The sequence below is a fragment of the Synergistaceae bacterium genome (genome assembly GCA_017540085.1).
Taxonomy (GTDB): domain Bacteria; phylum Synergistota; class Synergistia; order Synergistales; family Aminobacteriaceae; genus JAFUXM01.
On sequence record JAFYBQ010000026.1, the window covers coordinates 53,415 to 72,660 of the forward strand.

At 49.4% G+C, this 19,246-nt stretch carries 16 protein-coding genes; 9 read left to right on the plus strand and 7 right to left on the minus strand.

The features are described from left to right. Positions 1 to 94 precede the first annotated feature (94 nt). The 6 genes from IKQ95_05325 (at position 95) to IKQ95_05350 (ending at position 4,823) form a co-directional block, all read left to right on the plus strand. The gene (locus IKQ95_05325) at positions 95 to 1,429 is read left to right on the plus strand and encodes a tetratricopeptide repeat protein (protein MBR4196116.1); all 1,335 of its coding nucleotides are present in this window, start codon (positions 95 to 97) and stop codon (positions 1,427 to 1,429) included. Positions 1,430 to 1,449: 20 nt separating this feature from the next. Beyond that, positions 1,450 to 2,097, plus strand: a complete 648-nt coding sequence (locus tag IKQ95_05330) for a lactate utilization protein (GenBank protein MBR4196117.1) — start codon at positions 1,450 to 1,452, stop codon at positions 2,095 to 2,097. A 63-nt stretch (positions 2,098 to 2,160) separates the two neighbouring features. Next, complete coding sequence (locus IKQ95_05335) at positions 2,161 to 3,147, plus strand: asparaginase (protein MBR4196118.1); 987 nt, start codon at positions 2,161 to 2,163, stop codon at positions 3,145 to 3,147. Position 3,148: 1 nt separating this feature from the next. Further along, on the plus strand, positions 3,149 to 4,462 hold the full coding sequence (gene der, locus IKQ95_05340; GenBank protein MBR4196119.1) for a ribosome biogenesis GTPase Der: 1,314 nt from the start codon (positions 3,149 to 3,151) through the stop codon (positions 4,460 to 4,462). Beyond that, positions 4,459 to 4,614, plus strand: coding sequence for a hypothetical protein (locus IKQ95_05345; GenBank protein MBR4196120.1), 156 nt, complete (start codon positions 4,459 to 4,461; stop codon positions 4,612 to 4,614). Before der ends, IKQ95_05345 begins: the two co-directional genes overlap by 4 nt. Beyond that, positions 4,566 to 4,823: a YkgJ family cysteine cluster protein gene (locus IKQ95_05350; protein ID MBR4196121.1), complete on the plus strand. Its 258-nt coding sequence runs from the start codon at positions 4,566 to 4,568 to the stop codon at positions 4,821 to 4,823. Before IKQ95_05345 ends, IKQ95_05350 begins: the two co-directional genes overlap by 49 nt. A 302-nt stretch (positions 4,824 to 5,125) precedes the next feature. Here the strand turns inward: IKQ95_05350 and IKQ95_05355 are convergent, their stop codons facing one another. The 7 genes from IKQ95_05355 to IKQ95_05385 form a co-directional block, all read right to left on the minus strand. Then, positions 5,126 to 5,935, minus strand: a complete 810-nt coding sequence (locus IKQ95_05355; GenBank protein MBR4196122.1) for a PD-(D/E)XK nuclease family transposase — start codon at positions 5,933 to 5,935, stop codon at positions 5,126 to 5,128. A 7-nt stretch (positions 5,936 to 5,942) separates the two neighbouring features. Further along, entirely contained in the window at positions 5,943 to 6,455 is a 513-nt protein-coding gene (locus IKQ95_05360; GenBank protein ID MBR4196123.1) for a hypothetical protein, read from the minus strand. A 2-nt stretch (positions 6,456 to 6,457) separates the two neighbouring features. Continuing rightward, entirely contained in the window at positions 6,458 to 7,633 is a 1,176-nt protein-coding gene (locus tag IKQ95_05365) for an ABC transporter permease (protein MBR4196124.1), read from the minus strand. Then, the gene (locus tag IKQ95_05370) at positions 7,630 to 8,754 is read right to left on the minus strand and encodes an ABC transporter permease (protein ID MBR4196125.1); all 1,125 of its coding nucleotides are present in this window, start codon (positions 8,752 to 8,754) and stop codon (positions 7,630 to 7,632) included. Before IKQ95_05370 ends, IKQ95_05365 begins: the two co-directional genes overlap by 4 nt. Beyond that, on the minus strand, positions 8,751 to 10,415 hold the full coding sequence (locus IKQ95_05375; protein ID MBR4196126.1) for a sugar ABC transporter ATP-binding protein: 1,665 nt from the start codon (positions 10,413 to 10,415) through the stop codon (positions 8,751 to 8,753). The genes IKQ95_05370 and IKQ95_05375 overlap by 4 nt, the downstream gene beginning before the upstream one ends. A gap of 237 nt (positions 10,416 to 10,652) precedes the next feature. Continuing rightward, positions 10,653 to 11,855, minus strand: coding sequence for a DUF3798 domain-containing protein (locus IKQ95_05380; protein ID MBR4196127.1), 1,203 nt, complete (start codon positions 11,853 to 11,855; stop codon positions 10,653 to 10,655). Between the two features lie 280 nt (positions 11,856 to 12,135). After that, a complete protein-coding gene (locus IKQ95_05385) occupies positions 12,136 to 12,492 on the minus strand; it encodes a helix-turn-helix transcriptional regulator (protein ID MBR4196128.1) in 357 nt (118 codons plus the stop codon). Between the two features lie 238 nt (positions 12,493 to 12,730). Between IKQ95_05385 and IKQ95_05390 the strand changes: the two genes are divergently transcribed. The 3 genes from IKQ95_05390 (at position 12,731) to IKQ95_05400 (ending at position 19,202) form a co-directional block, all read left to right on the plus strand. After that, a complete protein-coding gene (locus IKQ95_05390) occupies positions 12,731 to 15,289 on the plus strand; it encodes a leucine-rich repeat domain-containing protein (protein MBR4196129.1) in 2,559 nt (852 codons plus the stop codon). 107 nt (positions 15,290 to 15,396) lie between these two features. Further along, positions 15,397 to 17,184 (plus strand): putative Ig domain-containing protein, encoded by a 1,788-nt coding sequence (locus tag IKQ95_05395; protein ID MBR4196130.1) that lies wholly within the window; start codon positions 15,397 to 15,399, stop codon positions 17,182 to 17,184. Positions 17,185 to 17,702: 518 nt separating this feature from the next. Then, the gene (locus IKQ95_05400; protein ID MBR4196131.1) at positions 17,703 to 19,202 is read left to right on the plus strand and encodes a putative Ig domain-containing protein; all 1,500 of its coding nucleotides are present in this window, start codon (positions 17,703 to 17,705) and stop codon (positions 19,200 to 19,202) included. Positions 19,203 to 19,246: the final 44 nt, after the last annotated feature.

Consider the following 19,246-nt stretch of genomic DNA (forward strand, 5'->3'; position numbering starts at 1 on the left):
TTGCGAATTGTTGCTAAACTGACTTACTATTATGGAGCAGGATTTATTTGACTGGCTAAATTCTCATGCAAATACAAAGGGTACAGGGCTTCTTGTGGCTCCGTTGAATCCCGTGAAGCGTGATGATATTCCAGCTCCCGACGAAAAACTTATCCCGGAAAAAATAGATTTGCCCTCTGAGGATTCGCAGGAGGGTGAAATTTTTGTGCCTGAGTCGCCGACAGTCCCGGAAGAAATTTCAGCGCAGTATGAGAATGACACACAGCAGGATTTTCCCCGTAATGACTCGCACGGAGACTCCGCCGTCAATATTCCGCGATACGCAGGCAATATCACGCAGGAAGATTCGCCCGCTTACAGTCCGCAGAGTGAGAATGACATTCAGCCGGAAAATTTTGCTAACGATGCCCCGCCGTATGACCCCGCAGAATCACATGACAGCCCCCCCGAATATTACGCGCAGGACTCGCAGGACGACTCCGCAGGGTATTCACCGCAATACGACAGCGACTCACCCGGTGAAGAATTACTACACGATCACGACTGGCAGGAACGCGCAACAGGATTCACACTCAGTCTTGACGAACCCCCGCCGGAATTATGGACTCACATAAATGATGATGACCCTGAGCCGGATTACGAGCCTACAGACAGCTTGCAGGGAGCAGCCTATGTACAGATACACGGGCGGAATTTTACCGAGCGTTTGCACCACACATTGAAGCACAGAAAGGAGCGGGCGCAGTCCGAACAAGAGCCGGAAAAACCGAAGCACTACATGCAGAAGGCAATAATATTCTGCGGGTGTCTGCTTATGACATTGGGCTTCGCGGTTCTCGCACTGTGGTTTGTGTGGCGTGAGACTCCTGACGGAATGAAACGCCGGGCAGAGTCATTCATTGAGGCCGGGAATTTTGACGAGGCCGCCGAAATCTACAGGAGGGCGCATAGGCGTTACCCCGATATACCCGACTTCCTCGCGGGACTCTCCGAATCATCGCAGAAAGCCGGCCATGTTCAGACAGCAAAGACAGCCCATGACGAATATATACGCCTAACTTCACATGACAATCCCCTCGCAAAGCCTCAGACAGTAACAGAAATTCCCCGCAAGCCTGAGACTGAGACTCCCGCAAAGCCCGCCCCTGTGAGTCTGATTCTCATGGAGAAGCCCCTAACGTTTCAGGACTACTTGAACGAGGCTAATCACGCCTACAACATAGGGATGTACAACAGAGCGGTGATAAACTTTTTCCGGGCTATGGAGATTAACGGCAGGGATATTCGTCCGTACTTGGGTCTGTCAGCAAGCTACAGAATGAAGGGTATGTATTTCGACTCACAGCGGATACTTGACGAGGCGAGAAGGAAATTCGGAAGGAGTCCCGCTCTTGACATGGAGCTTCATTTTCTGCGGGAAGCCAAATAAACAGGGAGGGTAAAATCATCATGGTACACGACAACGTAATACGCGGAAATGAGATCGTCGGCAATGACATAGTGAAGGCACTCAAACGCAGGGGCTTCGGTGCTGAATATGTCGCAACGTCTGAAGAGGCACTGAAACGGGTACTCGAAATCATCCCGGAAGGCGCGACAGTCGGAATCCCCGGCACAATCACAGTCAGGGACATCGGAGCATTGGACGCGCTCAAAGCCCGCGGCAACACCGTCTACCAGCACTGGGGAAAAATGTCCAACGAGGAGCGCAGAGAAGCAAGATTCCGCGAGAACACCGCCGATGTTTTTCTGACAAGCGCAAACGCTGTAACAAGAGACGGCAGAATCATCAACATTGACGGAACCGGCAACAGAGTCGCAGGAATGGCATGGGGAAACGGACTCGTTCTTTTCGTGATAGGCATCAACAAACTTGCCTTTGACCTTGAGGACGGACTCAAGCGCGCAAAATCAGCCACAATTCCGAACGCAATCCGCCAGAATGTAGAGACAGCCTGCGTAAAGGCAGGGCATTGCGTCAACTGCTCCGCGGCAGGCGATGACGACTCTATGTGCCGGGCAATTCTCATCTTGGAGGAAGCTGTGAAGGGCAGAAAGTATCACGTGATTATAGTCGGCGAAAGTTTAGGCTACTAGCAGTAATTTTCAAGCCCTCCTGACAAAATCGGGAGGGTATTATTCTTTAGGAGGCTAATTATTATGGAGAACAGAGACAAAATAGTAATATTGCTTGCGGGAGGAAGAATCGTACAGCGTCAGGACGGCCAAGAATTAACAGACGAGGAACTATACGCGCTATTGCCTGATGACGTGAAAAGCTATGTAGTGTTTCAGAAATGGAGCTTTCAGCCGGTCAGCAATTACACTCTCAGGATGTGCGGAGAGTTAATCAGCATGGTAAATTCATTCGTACATGACGAGGGCGCAAGGGGGGTAGTTGTAACATGCGGCATTCCATTATTGGCGGAGCTGTCATATTTTGCCGACCTTGTGTGGAATCTGAATCCCCCGCTGATATTCACCGGGTCAATCTTCAACGCAGGGACTCCGGGCAGTGAGACAGGGACTCGCCTCCGTCAGTCAGTCCGGGCGGCATTGTCGGGTTCATGCACGGGAAAAGGCGCGCTAATCTGCATTCAGGACGCTATATATGCTCCCGCTGATGTCCTGAGAATCTCGAATTTCAACCGGGCAGGGCTTCTTGCGTTTCCTGAGTCGCCGTTAGGAGTCTTCAGCCAGCCTTCCGGGAATTTTATCTCACTGCGATTCCCCCGCCACAGGTACGTACAGAACATGCAGAAACCTTTAGCCCGGAACATTCCCATAATCACAGCTTCATTAGGGGACGGAGATGTTATTCTGCGGGCGTTGCTTGACAAACGTTTTGAGGAGCTTGACGGCCTTGTGATTTCGGGGTTAGGGGACGGAGATGTGCCAAGCTCGTGGGTTCCTATGCTGCGGAAATTATTGCGTGCTGATATTCCTATAGTGCTTACATCGAGATACCCGGACGGAATTGTTCAGGCAACGGAAAATTACGAGGGCAGTGCGTCTCAATTGCTTGAGATGGGACTCCTTAACGGCGGAATGTTATCACCCTATCAGGCGCGGATAAAGCTGGCTGTAGGAATGTCGGCGGGGCTTGAGGGTGCGTCATTGTCGGACTACATAGCGGGGAGGCAGTAACATGGCCGGAATAGTCGCGATAATAGGCCGTCCGAACGCGGGAAAATCGTCCCTCTTCAACCGTCTGACAGGCACAAAGGATGCCATTGTTGATGACATTCCCGGAGTCACGCGGGACAGATTATACGGTGAGTGCGAATACGGCGGGCGGAGCTTCTACGCTGTTGACACGGGCGGGATTTTCGGGGAAGACTCAGACTTCAGCGCGGGGATAAAGTCTCACGTTGAGTCGGCTGTGAGGGAGTGCGACGCGGTTATATTTCTTGTTGACGGGAAAGCGGGCGTTACAGGCTCGGATGAGGAAATAGCAGACTTCATACGGCGTTCAGGGAACAAGCCCGTTATTGTCGCGGTGAATAAGCTAGATGACCCGAAACATGACGACTCCGCAAATGACGCATATACATTAGGGTTTGAGACTGTGATTCCGATTAGCGCGGTGCATAAGCGGGGGCTTTATGAGCTTCTTGACGCTGTAATTGATGTTCTGCCTGCTGATGAAAATGATGATGATGATGACTCAGACGAGATAAAAATAGTAATAGCGGGAAAACCTAACGTAGGAAAATCGTCCCTCCTCAACAAAATTATTGATGATGAACGCTCATTAGTGAGTCCTATAGCCGGGACAACGCGAGACCCTGTAGACACACGCGCCGAAATTGGCGGGCAGAAGTTCCGAATCGTAGACACAGCCGGGTTAAGGCGGCGGGCGAAATTTGACGGGGATTTAGAGTATTACTCATTTGTGCGGACACTGGCAGCGGTTGACCGTTCTGACGTGGCATTATTGCTGATGGACGCGCAAGACCCATGCACGGATCAGGACAAGAGAATCGCCGGGCATGTCGCCGGAAAAGGCAAGGGGATAATTATTGTCGTCAACAAATGGGACTTGATGAGCGGTGAAAAGAAAGCGGACGAAATCACGAGAAAGATACGCGACGAAATGCCGTTCCTGAGCTACGCGCCTATAATATTCTCGTCAGCCCTAAGCGGGCGGGGAGTCGGGAAAATCCTGCAGTCAGCAATTACCGTAAGCAAAAACCGAAAGAAGCACATTGCCACGAATCAGCTCAACAGATTAATGCGTGATGTTCTTGCGTTTGACCGTCTACCCTCAGACAGGAAGGGGCGAACGCTGAAGGTGTATTACTGCTCACAGGCTGAGGAAGTCCCGCCGACGTTTATATTTTTCGTGAATAATCCCGGACTCGTGAATACGGGCTTTGAGAATCACGTGAAGAATAAGATTCGAGAGCTTGAAGATTTTTCTGGGACTCCGATTAGGACTTTTTGGAGGGGTAAAGAATGATATATGACGATTTGGAGCTTATGCTTCCGCCGGAGCAAAGATGGGAGAATCTGACTCTCGCGAATGATTTTCTTTTCGGCAAAATTATGCGCGACCCTGAACTCTGTACGGAAATGATTCGCCGCATACTTCCTCATATGGATATAGGATAAAACTTCTTGCGGCGTTCGACGACGGAAGCGGGACATGCGTTTATCTTGACCGTGAAAATAATCTCTGCACTGTTTACGGTTCGCGGCCTCTGGTCTGCAATGTTGATGAGATGTATGAGGCTTTCTTCAGGGACAAGATGACGAGGGAGGAATTTTACGCGCTGAATTATGATGCGTGCGAAAAGCTGAAACATTGCCGGGAAAAATGAATGTGAGTGGAAAAATCCGGGGAGAAGGAAGACGGAAGGCCGGGTGATTAGTCCGTATGCCTTCCGTATGATGATGAGACTATTTTCCGGCGGCTAATTCCTGTCCCCGCTGAAGGGGCAGTCCGCAGGCTTTGGCGATTTCGTCGAGCGCGATTGTTCCCAGCCTGATACAATTCCGCGCTATTCTTTCGCTTTGATGGCTATACCTAGTGCTTTGCCTCTGGCTTCACCTCTGGCTTCAACTTCCCGTTCCCAGTCATCAAGCACTCCCACTTCTTTCACCTCTTCCCGAATAAACGAGGCTATTTCCCCGCGGCTAATTCCTGTACCCGCTGAAGGGGCAATCCACAGGCTTTTGCGATTTCGTCAAGCGCGATTGTTCCCAGCCTGACAAGATTCTGCGCTATGCTCTCGCTTTGTATGGCTATGCCTAGTGCTTTGCCTCTGGCTTCACCTCTGGCTTCAACTTCCCGCTCCCAGTCATCAAGCACTCCCACTTCTTTCACCCCCTTCATTTCTCCGGCCTTGTCCGCAAAAACAGGGTCAAACATATCTTCCGGCCTCACGCAGTGGAAATCATGCATCAGCCTTCCGAGTTCCGTTGAAATATCCTGACATGACCCGTTCACGTACACAATGTGCGAGCCGTCCCCGAATGGCTTTCCCGATTTCCTGATTATGCGGTCAATGAGGTATATCGGCTCGCCGCTGCCTAAAACATCCTTTTCCGTGATGAATATTACTATGCTTTTGCGCGTCTTCAGGACGGAATAAGGTTCGCCCGGCTTCAGGATATTCACATCAAGCATTGCGCTGTTGTATCTCGCCCGCTGAGGACTTGCCCCGGATGAATCATTCTGAATTTCCGCGTCAATCTGCGTCCCGTTCTTTTCACGCGCCCAAATATCGAGTCTCACAGACCGCGAATTATCCCCGGCCGTCAGAACATACTGCACTTTCACCGACTCAACAACAATATCCGGCCTGTTCAGAATCACGCGGAGCATTCTTTCAGCGCAGGGAATATTGTCACGGAAAAACAGACGCATGAAGAAATCATCCATCAGCGTCAATTCTTGAAGTGCCGCTAATTTTTCCTCGTTCGTAATCATGGCCGCGTTATCTCGGAGCGGGCATCACGAAATCTTCAGACTCTCCCGCCAATATCGGCAGGCTTATCATTATGTCCTTGCTACAGCCGATGACAATTTTCCGCGTTATCGTGCTGACTGTCTCGCCGTCCCCGTCAAGAATTTCCGCTTTAAGCTCGAACTCAGGCCCGACAACTTTCCGCATGTCTCTGTCTCTTGGCGTAAGTTCGGCAATTTCACCGCCGTTGAGACTCACGTTGACCTGCTCCAATGCGTTATAGCCGTTCACGGTCTTGTTGTCGAGAAAGATTCTATGCTCCCTCCCGATGTAGAACAGCCAGAATCCCAGTGCGATTAGCCCCGCAACGACAATCAGCCGCTGATACCATCTCATCAGGAAACGGAAGAACGACAGCCCCCGCCCCGCGTAAAGTATCAGCCACAGGATTACCGCCGCAATTACTCCGGCCATCTCACAGCTTATCCCGTAAGCGTCAAGATACACACGGACGACATCAATATATTCATTCACCGCAGACATGATTATTCGCCTCCCTTGTTCCCGCGAAGACTGCGCCGGGCTGCTTCCTTCTCACGGTTTCGCCTCCACGCATGAAGGACTAGCGAGATTGCTATTATCCCGTAAGACACAAAGACCCGGAAATATTCTCCGATTTGCGCGTCCCCTATGAGGTTTTTCCCCGCAACAGGCGCAACGATAAACATTAGGTGAAAGAGTATTACCCCTGCGAAAACGTTGGCGATTGTAGCCCGTGAGACGCTCGCTCCTCCGATGAGTAACGCAGCAATCGAGAACATTCCGGCTTGGTCGTGGCTGTTGTAGGTGTTCAGCGTTCCCATGTTCTGAAGGTAGATTATCTGACCGTAGCACGCAAGCACCGTTGATATTACGATGGCGATGATTCGAGTGCGGTTGACGGCAATCCCGGCACTGTCTGCAACGCTCTGACTCTGGCCTATGGCGCGCATGTCCTGCCCTAACTTTGTCCGCCTGAACCACATAATGAACACGCAGAACAACGCAATCACAATCAGAGTCGCTAACGGGACTCGTATTGACCCCTCAATGAACGGAAGCTGAATCATCATGAATGACTTTGCGCCGTTAATGCTGAGGAATTGCCCGGCGTCCTTTGTCCCTGTGATGATTGTGGGAATGAGGTTGTCCAGAATCCCGCGAATGCCCAGCAGGCTCACAGCGTTGCGGATTCCGTAGCCCCTCGAAAGAAGCAGTGTAGGACTCGTGATCGGGATTATCCAGCCCATGAGATACAGCACGGTCATCTGATACACGCCGTTGATGAAGAAGCCGAGTATGTAGCCCGTAACCATTTCGCGCCCTTTCGCCCTGTTCATGACGTGGCCGCAGAAAATTCCAAGTACTACAGCAATCGGAGTACCTATGAGACACGCCAGCACCATCCCGGGAATGCCGACGATCCCCCAGTCGCATATGAAGAGAAGTCCAATTTGCCCGGCCATAGCTCCGAGTACCATTCCGAAATTCAAGCCCATTCCGGCCATGATGGGAATCAAAAGCGACAGTATCAGGAACGAATTACGTCCGATTCGCGTCAATAATTCCTGAATTAGATAGCTTGCTGAATATCCCGAAAGAGGAATAGCGAACGCCGATATTATTATGAACACTGCCGGGACTGCGTTGTTTGCGATTATGTCAAAGAGTTTGCGAATCATCTTCCGGCACGCACCTTTCTTGTGAGAGCATACAGAATCATTCCGTTGCTCACGATTAAACGTATGACTTCTGACATGTCCGTCTGAAGATAGCTGTTGATTACGCTGGGTGTCATCGTCAAAATTCCCTGAAACAGGAACGTCCCGACAATGACATTCAGGATTCCGGCCTTGTTGACGCTTGCCCCTCCAAGCAGTATTGACGCTACAGCAGGAAGTGCCATGTAGAACGGTCCCATGTACAATTGAATGAAGCCGAAACTCTGTTCGTAGACGATAATCCCGATCGCGCCGAGAATTGTAGAGAGCATTACGGAGATCGTCCGCATTCTGTCGACATTAACGCCGGAAGCCCGCGCAAATTCAGGGTTAGAGCCTACCGCAGTCATGGCCGTGCCCGTTTTCGTCCGCATGAATATCCACACAAGCACCGCCATCACCGCAAAGAATATCAGCATTCCCGTAGGTATATAGAGGTGAATATCATCGGTCTGAATGTTCAGCGCAAGTGAGTCGCTCAGTACGTGAAGCCAGTAGCCCTCAACGCTGATTGTTGTACGCAAGCCCTTGCCCGCATAGCCCCATACCATAGTGGGATGTTTGTACGGGAGAAGCAGCCACGCTATGCACATGAAGGAGACTGACGAGAAACCCACGTATGTAGCTATCATCATCTCATCGCCCTTCACGCGGTTCAGCAATTTCCCGTAGAACCAGCCGAGAATCGCCGCGATTGGTATAGCTATGATTATTGCTGAGGCAAATCCGAGAGGCTCCCGCCATGTCGTAACAAAAATATCATTGAGCCACGAAATATCGTATTTGTCTCCAAGCCCTGAAAGCCACGCTAAAATCTCCGTGTTCCACTCAATCGAGAGCGTTGCGCCGAGAAGCCCCGCAATAATTCCCAGAGGCAGGCCGAAATTCAGACCGCACCCCGCCTGCACCATCGGTATCATCGCAAGCACCATAACGCCGTTCATGCCGAAACGAACAAGGGTGTTTGACAGCGACGTGTCTACCCTCACGCCCACGAACGGAGCGGCGATAAACAGCGCAAGCAGGAACAGCGCAATTATTATTCTCGGCCATCCCGCATTCTGTATGAATCTCTTTATCATGCTGACTCTTCTCCCTCCTCTTGATGTGTCTGACCCATCATCAGCATTCCGAAATCTTCAGCCGGACTCGACGCAGGCAATATCCCCGCGATTCTCCCCTCGTCAACAATCGCGACTCTGTTGCAGACGCTCCGCAGTTCTTCAAGTTCGGAGCTTGTGATGATTATCGTTGTGCCGTTCTCGCGGTTGTACTCTTTGAGCGTGTCAAGAACGATGGACTTTGCGCCTATGTCGATTCCCCGTGTCGGTTCGCAAATCAGCAGGATATTCGGACGTAACACAAATGCTTTTGCGAGACACACTTTCTGCTGATTCCCGCCGGACAATTCGCCCGCAAGCTGACCCGGCCCGGTGCATTTAATGTTGAGGCTGTCGATATATTTCCGGGCTTCCTTCCTCATCGCTAACTCGTTGCGTACCTGGAAGATATACGGAATGCCGAGAAGGAATCTTCCCTGCGTCTGCATGGCCGTAAAAGTAATGTTCCAGTCTAGCGGCTCATCAAGAAGGAGTCCGACTCCGCGCCTGTCCTCGCTGACAAATGCCATTTTCCGCCCTAATGCCGCTCGCGGTTTGTTGAGAGCCAGCGAACGCCCGAATATTCGCACCTTCCCTCCGGCAGGATAGAGTCCCATAATGCCGTTTGGGATACCGAGCTTGCCATGCCCCGCGAGTCCGCCAATCCCGAAAATTTCCCCCTTCATGACCTCGAACGAGACATCACGCACAGTTTCGCCGGGCATATCGACCCACAAATGCTCGACTTTGAGCGCGGGACGGATTTTCTTTTTCTTTTTGACGGGAGTCCCTTCTGCGTTTTCTGTCTCAATTTCTGCTGACGGCTCCGGGGTTTTCTGAAGGTCAATTTTCTTCTCGCTCTCGCGCCCAACCATCAATGAAGCTATCTGACGGGCTGAAAGATTTTCGGCGGGCTGGTCTGTGATTAGTCTTCCGTCCCTGAGAACAAGAATACGGCTGCACAACGCTTTAACCTCGCTCAGTCTGTGGGAAATGAACACAATCGCGATTCCTGAGCGCGCCAATTTCTTGAGGGCTGTAATCAAAATTTCGGCTTCCGTCTCCGTCAAAACCGCTGTAGGCTCATCGAGAAACAGCAGACGGGTATTCTTTCTGTCAATCTCTCTTGCTATCTCTATGAACTGCTTATAGCCTACGGGCATTTCACTAACAATCATGTCGGGGCTTATGTTGACTCCAAGCGTGTGAATCGCCGAGCTTGCGCGGTCATTCATGGCCTCGCGGTTAAGCGTTGAGACTCTGTCGCTGAATAGGTAGCTCATTGATGAGCCATTGAGGACTTCACGATTCAGCAAAATATTTTCTGTTGCTGTGAAACCGGGAATGAGTGAAAATTCCTGATGTACCATTCCGATACCGTGAGCGAGTGCCTGATTCGGGGACGTGAAATCGACTTTCTTCCCGTCAACAAACAACGCTCCTTCATGGCCGCCTGTCGATGAGATTACCGGCATTCCGAAAAGTATGTTGAGAAGGGTGGATTTCCCTGCTCCGTTTTCGCCGACAAGACCGATAATTTCACCTGCGTTGATGTTGAACGATATATCAGACAAAACGCGGTTGCCGTAAAATTCCTTGCCGATGTGTTCAAGCTGTAATAATGGGATATTGTTTTCCGACAAATTAATCACCTCTTGCGTAAAAGAAAAGGGAATGCGCCGGAAATTAACGCACTCCCCGTGAATTACATGGACTGATTAAGATTCTCATTCCTCAAAACTACCCCCCTGTATCCCTACTTGGTGCAAGGTATTACCCCCCTTCCGCTGTCGCTCCCTCCCCCCTTGGCAAGGGGGATGAGGATCTCCGGGGTTCTTGCCTCTCCTGCATAAGGGGAGGGTAGGGTAGGGTCGCGCTTTCTACTCTGCTGTAGGAGGGGTCATGCGGATATGGAAATACTTTTCGGGGATTTCGACATCAGCCAGTCCGAGATACCCTCCGCCTAACACATATGTGTCCTGCCTGAGAAGGATAAATTTCGTGTTCTTCACGCCTGTTGCGGCTTCTGTGAAATAGCTTGCGCCCCAGTGTGCGCCCGGGCAGAAAACATCATAAGCCTCGCGCATTTCCTTCAACGCCTGAGCAGTTCCGAGCTTGTTCGTGAATGTTCCCTCAACGTAGCGTTTGCCGTATTCAGCAAGTGCCGCCGTTGTCGTGTAGCCCCATGAATATGCCCATGTTCCCATGCGTTTGCCGCCTCCGGCCTTCACTACAGCGTCTTCAACTTTCTTGAGGATTGCGGGCCAGTCTCCCTGCTCTTTCGAGAGGTCAATACCTAATGCGCCGGGGTAACCCATCAAAGGCGAGGGCAAGTCAGCCTCAACGAAATATCCGCCGAGTGCCGCAACCTGACGGAGCAGCGGCTCTGTATGTCCGTCATTCGTGCAGAAAAATGCCGCGTCCTTGCCGTATTTCTCGATCCATGCGGGCATGTTCTCAAGAATATACTGCTGCGCCCCGGCCATGCCTACATCGCTTGTAGGGTCGGGGGCTGTCTCGAACACGAATTTGATTCCCAGATCCTTGCAGGCTTCCTCCATGATAGCGCGTCTGAGTCCGAGTGTCTCATAGCTCATATGACGGGGGAAGGAAATGTGAACGAATGTTTTTGCGCCCATCTTCTGAGCACCGAGCGGAATCGTGTAGCCCCTGCCGATGTGGTCAGTGTGAGTCGCAATGTCTGCCGCCTCTGTGATAACGCCGGGGTCCTCGTGAGGCTCACCCGCAAGGAGGAGAATATCATTCCTCTTTTCGCGGACTCTCCTGAATCCCTCAGCCGTTCCGGGTACAGCCTGGTTGACAACGATAACCTTCATCAGTGGGTCATCAGCAAGCCCGACAATCTGGCTTATCGTGGTTTCCTGCTCTGACGGGAAATTGTCCGGGTAAGTGATGTGAACGATCATTCCGCCGTCTTTCGCATCGCCGTATTTCTGAATCATAAGCTCCGCGCCTCTGAGGTCGTCTTCTGACTGCGAGACTGTCCCGGTCATTATTCCGATGTGGAACTTTGCAGGCTCTGCGGCAAATGACGCGCATACGAACAACGAGCACACAAGCATGAATGTTACTGTGAGTTTCAGCTTCAAGGGTAAATCCTCCTTCTGAATTTTATGGATGGCAATTATTATATCAGTTGTCCGTGAGAAAAAATCCCGCGTAATAGCCAGTTTGATTCGTGATTCCTATAAAGTCCGGCTACGATGTACCTTTTACGCTGTCGTTCTTATTCTTATGGAAATATAATTTGGAGAACAAGCATGAAATATAGTATGGCCTGTACGACATTTGTAACAGACTGCATAAAGCGGGGTTTCTTACCGTGTTTTTGTTGTGTTGTATTCACTGCTTTGCGGCCATGCTGTTGTTGATCATTCTGTCTACGCGCTCCCAGAATTGTTTTGCGAATGCGAGGGTGGCTGGGACTTCGAGTCTCTGGTCTCCAGTCTCAAAGATGAGGACTCCTTTGTTTTCTGTTACGGAGCGTTCTTTAATGTCGGCACTTTCGCCCTTCATGAGATAATCAATCGGCCTGTCAAAGACTTCTGATAACTTATGCATGTAATAAAGGCTTGGCGTTGAAGAGCCGCGCTCCCAGCGTGATACGACGTTGCCGTCAGTGCCGACTAAGCCGCCTAATTCTTCTTGGCTGAGTCCTTTTTCCCTTCTGAGTTCTTTTAGGATTAGGCCGTCAATCACAATAATCACCTCTTTGTGCGGAAATATAAACTTTTGATACTAGACAAAACAAGGCTGATATTGTCTAACTCTTTAATGTACGTATATTAAAGCCTATTGACATAAAGAAAAACGTAAATTATATTTTTTGCAAAATCCCAGTTTTCGAGACTAATAAAATGATAATGCCATACTGTTATATATAAATATTAGCCGTAAAAGACTAGGAAAATATATTTGCGGAAAGGATGAGATTCTCATGAGAAAGAAACTTGCGGGAATTGTCGGTGTGGTTATGCTGATCCTAATGGTGGTATGTGCGGGAGCATGGGCTACTACTCTTAGGTATAACGAAGAAGACCAGCAATGGCGTGATCTCGAAGTCCAGCAAGTACCATGGCGATCTGGCAATGATCCAGATAATGACTACTACGGTACAAACTGTTTTGCATTAGTCAAATGGATTGTGGAAATTGAAGGACGTGGAATAATAAATTCTTATACGAATTACGGCCGTGTCCTTGACGATTACACAGGCGGGCAGCTCGTGGCACAGCACCTTAACGACCAGAAAAATGCGTACCCTACGGCTGAAACAGTGAGGGCAGATTTCTCAAAGGCTCATTTGGGCGATGTCGTTCAGATGCGGTGGAAATACTCCAAATCAACCCAACACACTGCAATGATTAACGGTTTCGATGACAATGGGGTATATTTCTTCCAATCGCACGTGAGCGGTACAAACGTGAAGAAAATCAAGAACAGCTACTATTCATATGCAGACCTTGCACAGCGTTACTCAAATGCAGGAAGTCAGGGAGGCTATTCCATATATTATTTCGCCTCGCCAGTACCAGACAACACCAGAGCAAGGGACAAGGTAGTTGCGTATGCTTGGGAGATATACAATTTCAAATGGTACGCGTCTCAGCCTATACTGAAGCATAATGCAGAATATACAGGCCCAAGATGGGTAAGAGGAATTCCTTATACTCTGTACGGGACGGGCGACACGTTCGAGCAGTACAAGAATCTTATCGATAAAAACAATGAAGGTGTAAACAATGGTTTGTATGACATTGTTACGTATAATATCTGGACAGGCGAAAGCAGAACCAGTATGAAACACGGCATGGCATGCGCAACCTTTGTAACAACTTGCATAATGCAGGGTTTCCCTAATAATGCAGGTCTTTCCATGCAGCCAGCAATAGAATTTCATACAAAGAACGGCTGGAAGGATTACGTTTCCGTAGGAAGTCAAAGTTACGATGGATATAAGAGACTTCAAAAGGGTGATTATCTCGACAATTTCTCAAGCCACGTAATACTGGTTATCGATAATCATGTAGGCACTGGTAACGGAGACAGCTACATAGAATACATCGACCAGACTCCTGTATGGGATGAGAATAACGATATCGGGACACACAAGGGAACGTATTATTATTCCAGCTTGTCTTCAAAAGGTTACAGACCCATGTACGTTAATTATCCCGGAGATTCTGGTGGCGTACCGATAGACTCCGCGCACTTCCCGGATAATTACTTCCGCGAGTATGTCAAAAACTTTGATACCAACGGCGATGGTTATTTCTCACAAAGCGAACTCGATGCTGTAACCGAAATGTGGGAGGAGAATGGCCCTCACCCTGATAACGGCAATCCCAATAACGGGAACTACGGGTACGAATGGATAAAGATCGAGAGCATTGAAGGTATAAAACTGTTCAGGAACCTCAAATCTTTATGCGTTTACAGGGACAACATCAAAGAGATTGATTTGAGCGGCATGGAACATCTCGAAAGACTGTACTGCTACGGAAATGAGAATGATGAAGGGTATGGAAATAGGCTGACTAAGCTCAACTTGAAGAACTGCTCCTCACTGCAAGAGCTTAGATGTCAAAACAACCAGATAAAAACCCTGGACCTCAGCGGTATGGATAAGCTGACATTGTTATGGTGCTGGAACAACAAAATTGAAACACTTAACCTCAAAGGGTGCAAGTCTCTTCCTGAGCTTTGGGCAAGGGATAACAAGCTGACCAGCTTTAACGCTGAAGGATGCGACAGCCTCAAGAAAGCATACTTGTGGAACAACAGCTTCACGGGCTTCGGCCAAGGTTCAAATTATATGCCGGCACTTGAAGTCTTGAATTTAGCAGGATGTTCATCCATGACAGGCCTGAACCTTACGGATTATAAAAACCTCAAGGAGCTTCACATCAATGACTGTTCGTCTCTTGAGTGGGTCGATACGAGCTATTCCCCGAACATAGCAAATACCGTAAACACAAGCGGATGCAACAGCTTATTGACTTTTGACCGTGAACCAGGCGTTAAAGTAACAGGCACTGCACCTACCATAACGACAAATTCACTGCCAGATGCCTACGTTGGAAAATCCTACAGCGCAACAGTCAGTTCATCAGGAACGGGCTCAGGCAACGAGAGAATATTCTTCTGGATTGAGAACGGCTCGGACGCACATTCAAACGGTTTCAGGTTGCGGAATTATAAGGGGAATATTACAGGTACTCCGAAGCAAGAAAGCAACTCCATGAAGATTACCGTAAGAGCCTCGAATTATGTCGGCGAAACCTCGAAGACATTCACTGTAAAGGTAATGCCGGAGATAACCGCACCGTCAATCACAACAACAAACCTCCCTGACGCATATTATGGCGAGGAATATAACGCTAGAATTTCTGCAACAGGTACAGTACCTATACGCTATACCATTGGCGTAGGAACATATAGCTGTGGGTTCCTAATCGATGGTAAAAATCCGGTGTTTCCAAGCACAACGGAATAATCAACGGCACACCAGGCTTCCGTGATGGCAGCCCAATTTCGGCACTTGAAGGCATAACTTTGCCCCATGATTTGAAAATTACGTTTACGGCGGAAAATTCTGCAGGAATGGAAACAAAAACCATCCCTATTACGCTATATAACCTTCCTGTTATCAACGATTTATTCAAAAACGGCAAAACAAGAGAGTCATATTCCGACTATGTAACAGTCAGCGGGGGAAAATCGCCGTATACATGGACGAAAGAAAGTGGCACAATTCCTCCGGGTCTGAGCATGAGTCCTTCAGGAAACAGCCTGTATCTCCAGGACACTCCGTCAGAAGCAGGAACGTATAATTTCTCGCTTAGGGTTAAGGACGCAAACGGCAAGACCGCCTCAAAGTCATTCGCGGTTACTATTGCAACAGCACCGACAATCACAACAGCGGCTAAACTTCCTAATGGCGCGATTAAGCAGGCGTATTCCCAGACTCTTAGCGCGACAGGAACACCGTCTATAACATGGACAAAAACGGGCGGGATTATTCCTCCGGGACTCACTCTGAGCAATGCCGGGAAAATTTCAGGCACTCTGACAAAAGCGGGGACTTACTCATTCACAGTAAAGGCTTCAAACTCTGCCGGAAACGATTCGAGAACGTTCACCATAATCATCACTCAGCCGACAATATCAGGGACATTCCCTAAGGGCGTTGTGAAGGCAAAATATACAGGCTCCGTAACTGTCAGCGGGGGAACTGCGCCTTACACGTGGAAAAATTCAGGGACTATTCCCACAGGGTTAAAGCTCACGTATTCCGGCAACAAGGCTACATTATCCGGGACTCCCACAAAGGCAGGGACTTTCACGTTCAAGCTGACCGCTACCGACAAGAACAAGGCCGCTGTAACTAAGTCCTTCACCGTAACCATCACAAAGCCAGCTATTTCCGGGACATTCGCCAATGGTGTCGTGAAGGCAAAATATACAGGCTCCGTAACTGTCAGCGGAGGAACTGCGTCTTACACGTGGAAAAACTCAGGGACAATTCCGACCGGGCTGAAGATTAAGTATTCCGGCAACAAGGCTACACTCTCAGGCACTCCCACAAAGGCCGGGACTTTCACGTTCAAGCTGACAGCTACCGACAAGAACAAGGCCGCCGTAACAAAGTCCTTCACGGTCAAAATCACACAGCCAGCTATTTCCGGGACATTCGCCAATGGTGTCGTGAAGGCAAAATATACCAGCTCCGTAACTGTCAGCGGAGGCACTGCGCCTTATACGTGGAAAAATTCAGGGACAATTCCCACAGGGCTGAAGATTAAGTATTCCGGCAACAAGGCTACATTATCCGGGACTCCCACAAAGGCAGGGACGTTCACATTCAAGCTGACTGCTACCGACAAGAACAAGGCCGTCGTCAGCAAGTCCTTCACCGTCAAGATCACGGAGGCGAAATCATCAGGCAAATCATCATCTGGGAACGGCGCAACATCACTGTACGCAGAGTCCTTAACCGGGCAGGCTGACTCAGTCGGCGAGACTCCGCAAATCCCCTCATCGCCCACAGATCAGACAGGACTCGCAGGAACAGGAGACACCGCCGTAAATCTCTCCGCAGACCTCGAAATCGTCAGCGATGACATTCTCGAATCATACGAGGGAAGAGACAGCGATCTCGTGAAAGTCCGTGAGAATACGCCGCTTAGATTCACCGTCAGCAACTGGGGCGCGAATGTCTCAACTATTACCGTTTACGTTAACGACAATCCCGTGGACAGCACAGTTTCAGGCGGGGGATTATTCACGCTTCCTGCCGAAATTGTGAGCGGTGATTTCAAGGTCAGCGCAAAAGCTCAGTCAGAAGCAGGCGAAATCGAAACCAACGAACTCTACATAATCGCGGAATAACACTGTCGCAAAATTTTTCCCTCTGGTCTTTCATGGCCGGGGGGAATTTTTGCATAAGCTCACATGCTTCTTTAATCTTTACGTTTTTTTGTTGTGATATGTTAAAATAAATATACTCCATTAACCACAATATTTCCATTTTTTATGATCATACGTGTGTAGTACGCCAGCAGTTTATACCGTAAAACTCGCGGCATAGGTATACTCATATGTTTCGAGTAACTATATCTAGCATTTCATATGTGTTTAGCTCTGTAATGTAGGGAGAATGACTGATATGTGCAGTTTCTCATATTCTAAACATGAAACAGTGAGCAGTTTCGCTTTACATTGTCGCGTATCATTTTGTCTTGTGAGTTTTTGTGCAAGTCTCAGGAATCCCCGCTACAGTCGCCGTGAGGAAAATCCTCCTTAGAGTGTTCCGCTGAAGAAAGCGCACGAAGGCAAACGGAGAGTGTTCCGCTGAAGAAAGCGCACGAAGGCAAACGGAATTTCATCAAAGGAAGGATGAGAATAATATGAAAACAGGGATGAAGAAATTTGCAGGCGTTATCACCGCTGTGATGTTGCTTCTGCTTGTGTTTGCGAGTCTGGGAAGTGCTGCGGTGTCCATTCAGTCCACTCAGTCCGCTAAGTCCATATCTGGGATAACCTACACATTCCTGAGCGGCAAAGTCGGTACCTACTATAATGATTTCGTGAAAGCGACAGGAGGCTATTTGCCGTTAACATGGACTAAGATAAGCGGCACACTTCCTCCTGGGCTTAGCATGTACAGTTCAAGCAACTACCTGTACCTCAGAGGTACTCCGACAAGTGCAGGCACGTATTCTTTCACGCTTAGGGCAACGGACGCATACGGCGACACCGACACAAAGTCATTCACATTGACTATTGCCTCTGCCTTAAGCATAGAGTACACGTTCGCGGGCGGCAAAGTAGGCACATACTATAATGATTACGTGAAAGCGACAGGAGGCTCTTCGCCGTTCACATGGACAAAGACAAGCGGCACACTTCCTTCTGGGCTTAGCATGTACAGTTCAAGCAACTACCTGTACCTCAGAGGCACTCCGACAAAGGCAGGCACGTATTCATTCACGCTCAAGGCAAAGGACGCGTACGGCAACACCGCTACAAAGTCATTCACATTGACTATTGCCCCTGCCCTGAAAATAGAGTACACGTTCGCAAGCGGCAAAGTAGGCACCTACTATAACGATTACGTGAAAGCAACGGGAGGCTCATCGCCGTTCACATGGACAAAGACGAGCGGCACAATACCTAACGGCCTAAGCATGTACCGTTCAGGCAACTATCTGTATCTCAGAGGCACTCCGACAAGTGCAGGCACGTATTCATTTACGCTCAAGGCAAAGGACGCGTACGGCAACACCGCAACAAAGTCATTCTCATTGACTATCGCCCCAGCCCTGAAAATAGAGTACACGTTCGCGGACGGCAAAGTAGGCACATACTATAATGATTACGTGAAAGCGACAGGAGGCTCTTCGCCGTTCACATGGACAAAGACGAGTGTCACACTTCCCAGCGGCCTCAGTATGTACAGCTCAGGCAACTACCTGTACCTCAGAGGCATTCCGACAAGTGCAGGCACGTATTCTTTCACGCTCAAGGTGAAGGACGCTTACGGCTATACCGCTACAAAGTCATTCACAATGACTATCGCCCCAGCCCTGAAAATAGAGTACACGTTCGCAAGCGGCAAAGTAGGCACCTACTATAACGATTACGTGAAAGCAACGGGAGGCTCTTCGCCGTTCACATGGACAAAGACAAGCGGCAAAATTCCTAACGGCCTCAGTATGTACAGCTCAGGAAACTATCTGTATCTCAGAGGCACTCCGACAAAGGCAGGCACGTATTCGTTCACGCTCAAGGCAAAGGACGCGTACGGCAACACCGCTACAAAGTCATTCTCCTTGACAATTCCTAACCCGGTACCGATAACGTACACGTTCAGCAACGGCAAAGTAGGCACCTACTACAACGATTAAGTGAAAGCAACGGGAGGCACGTCGCCGTTCACATGGACAAAGAC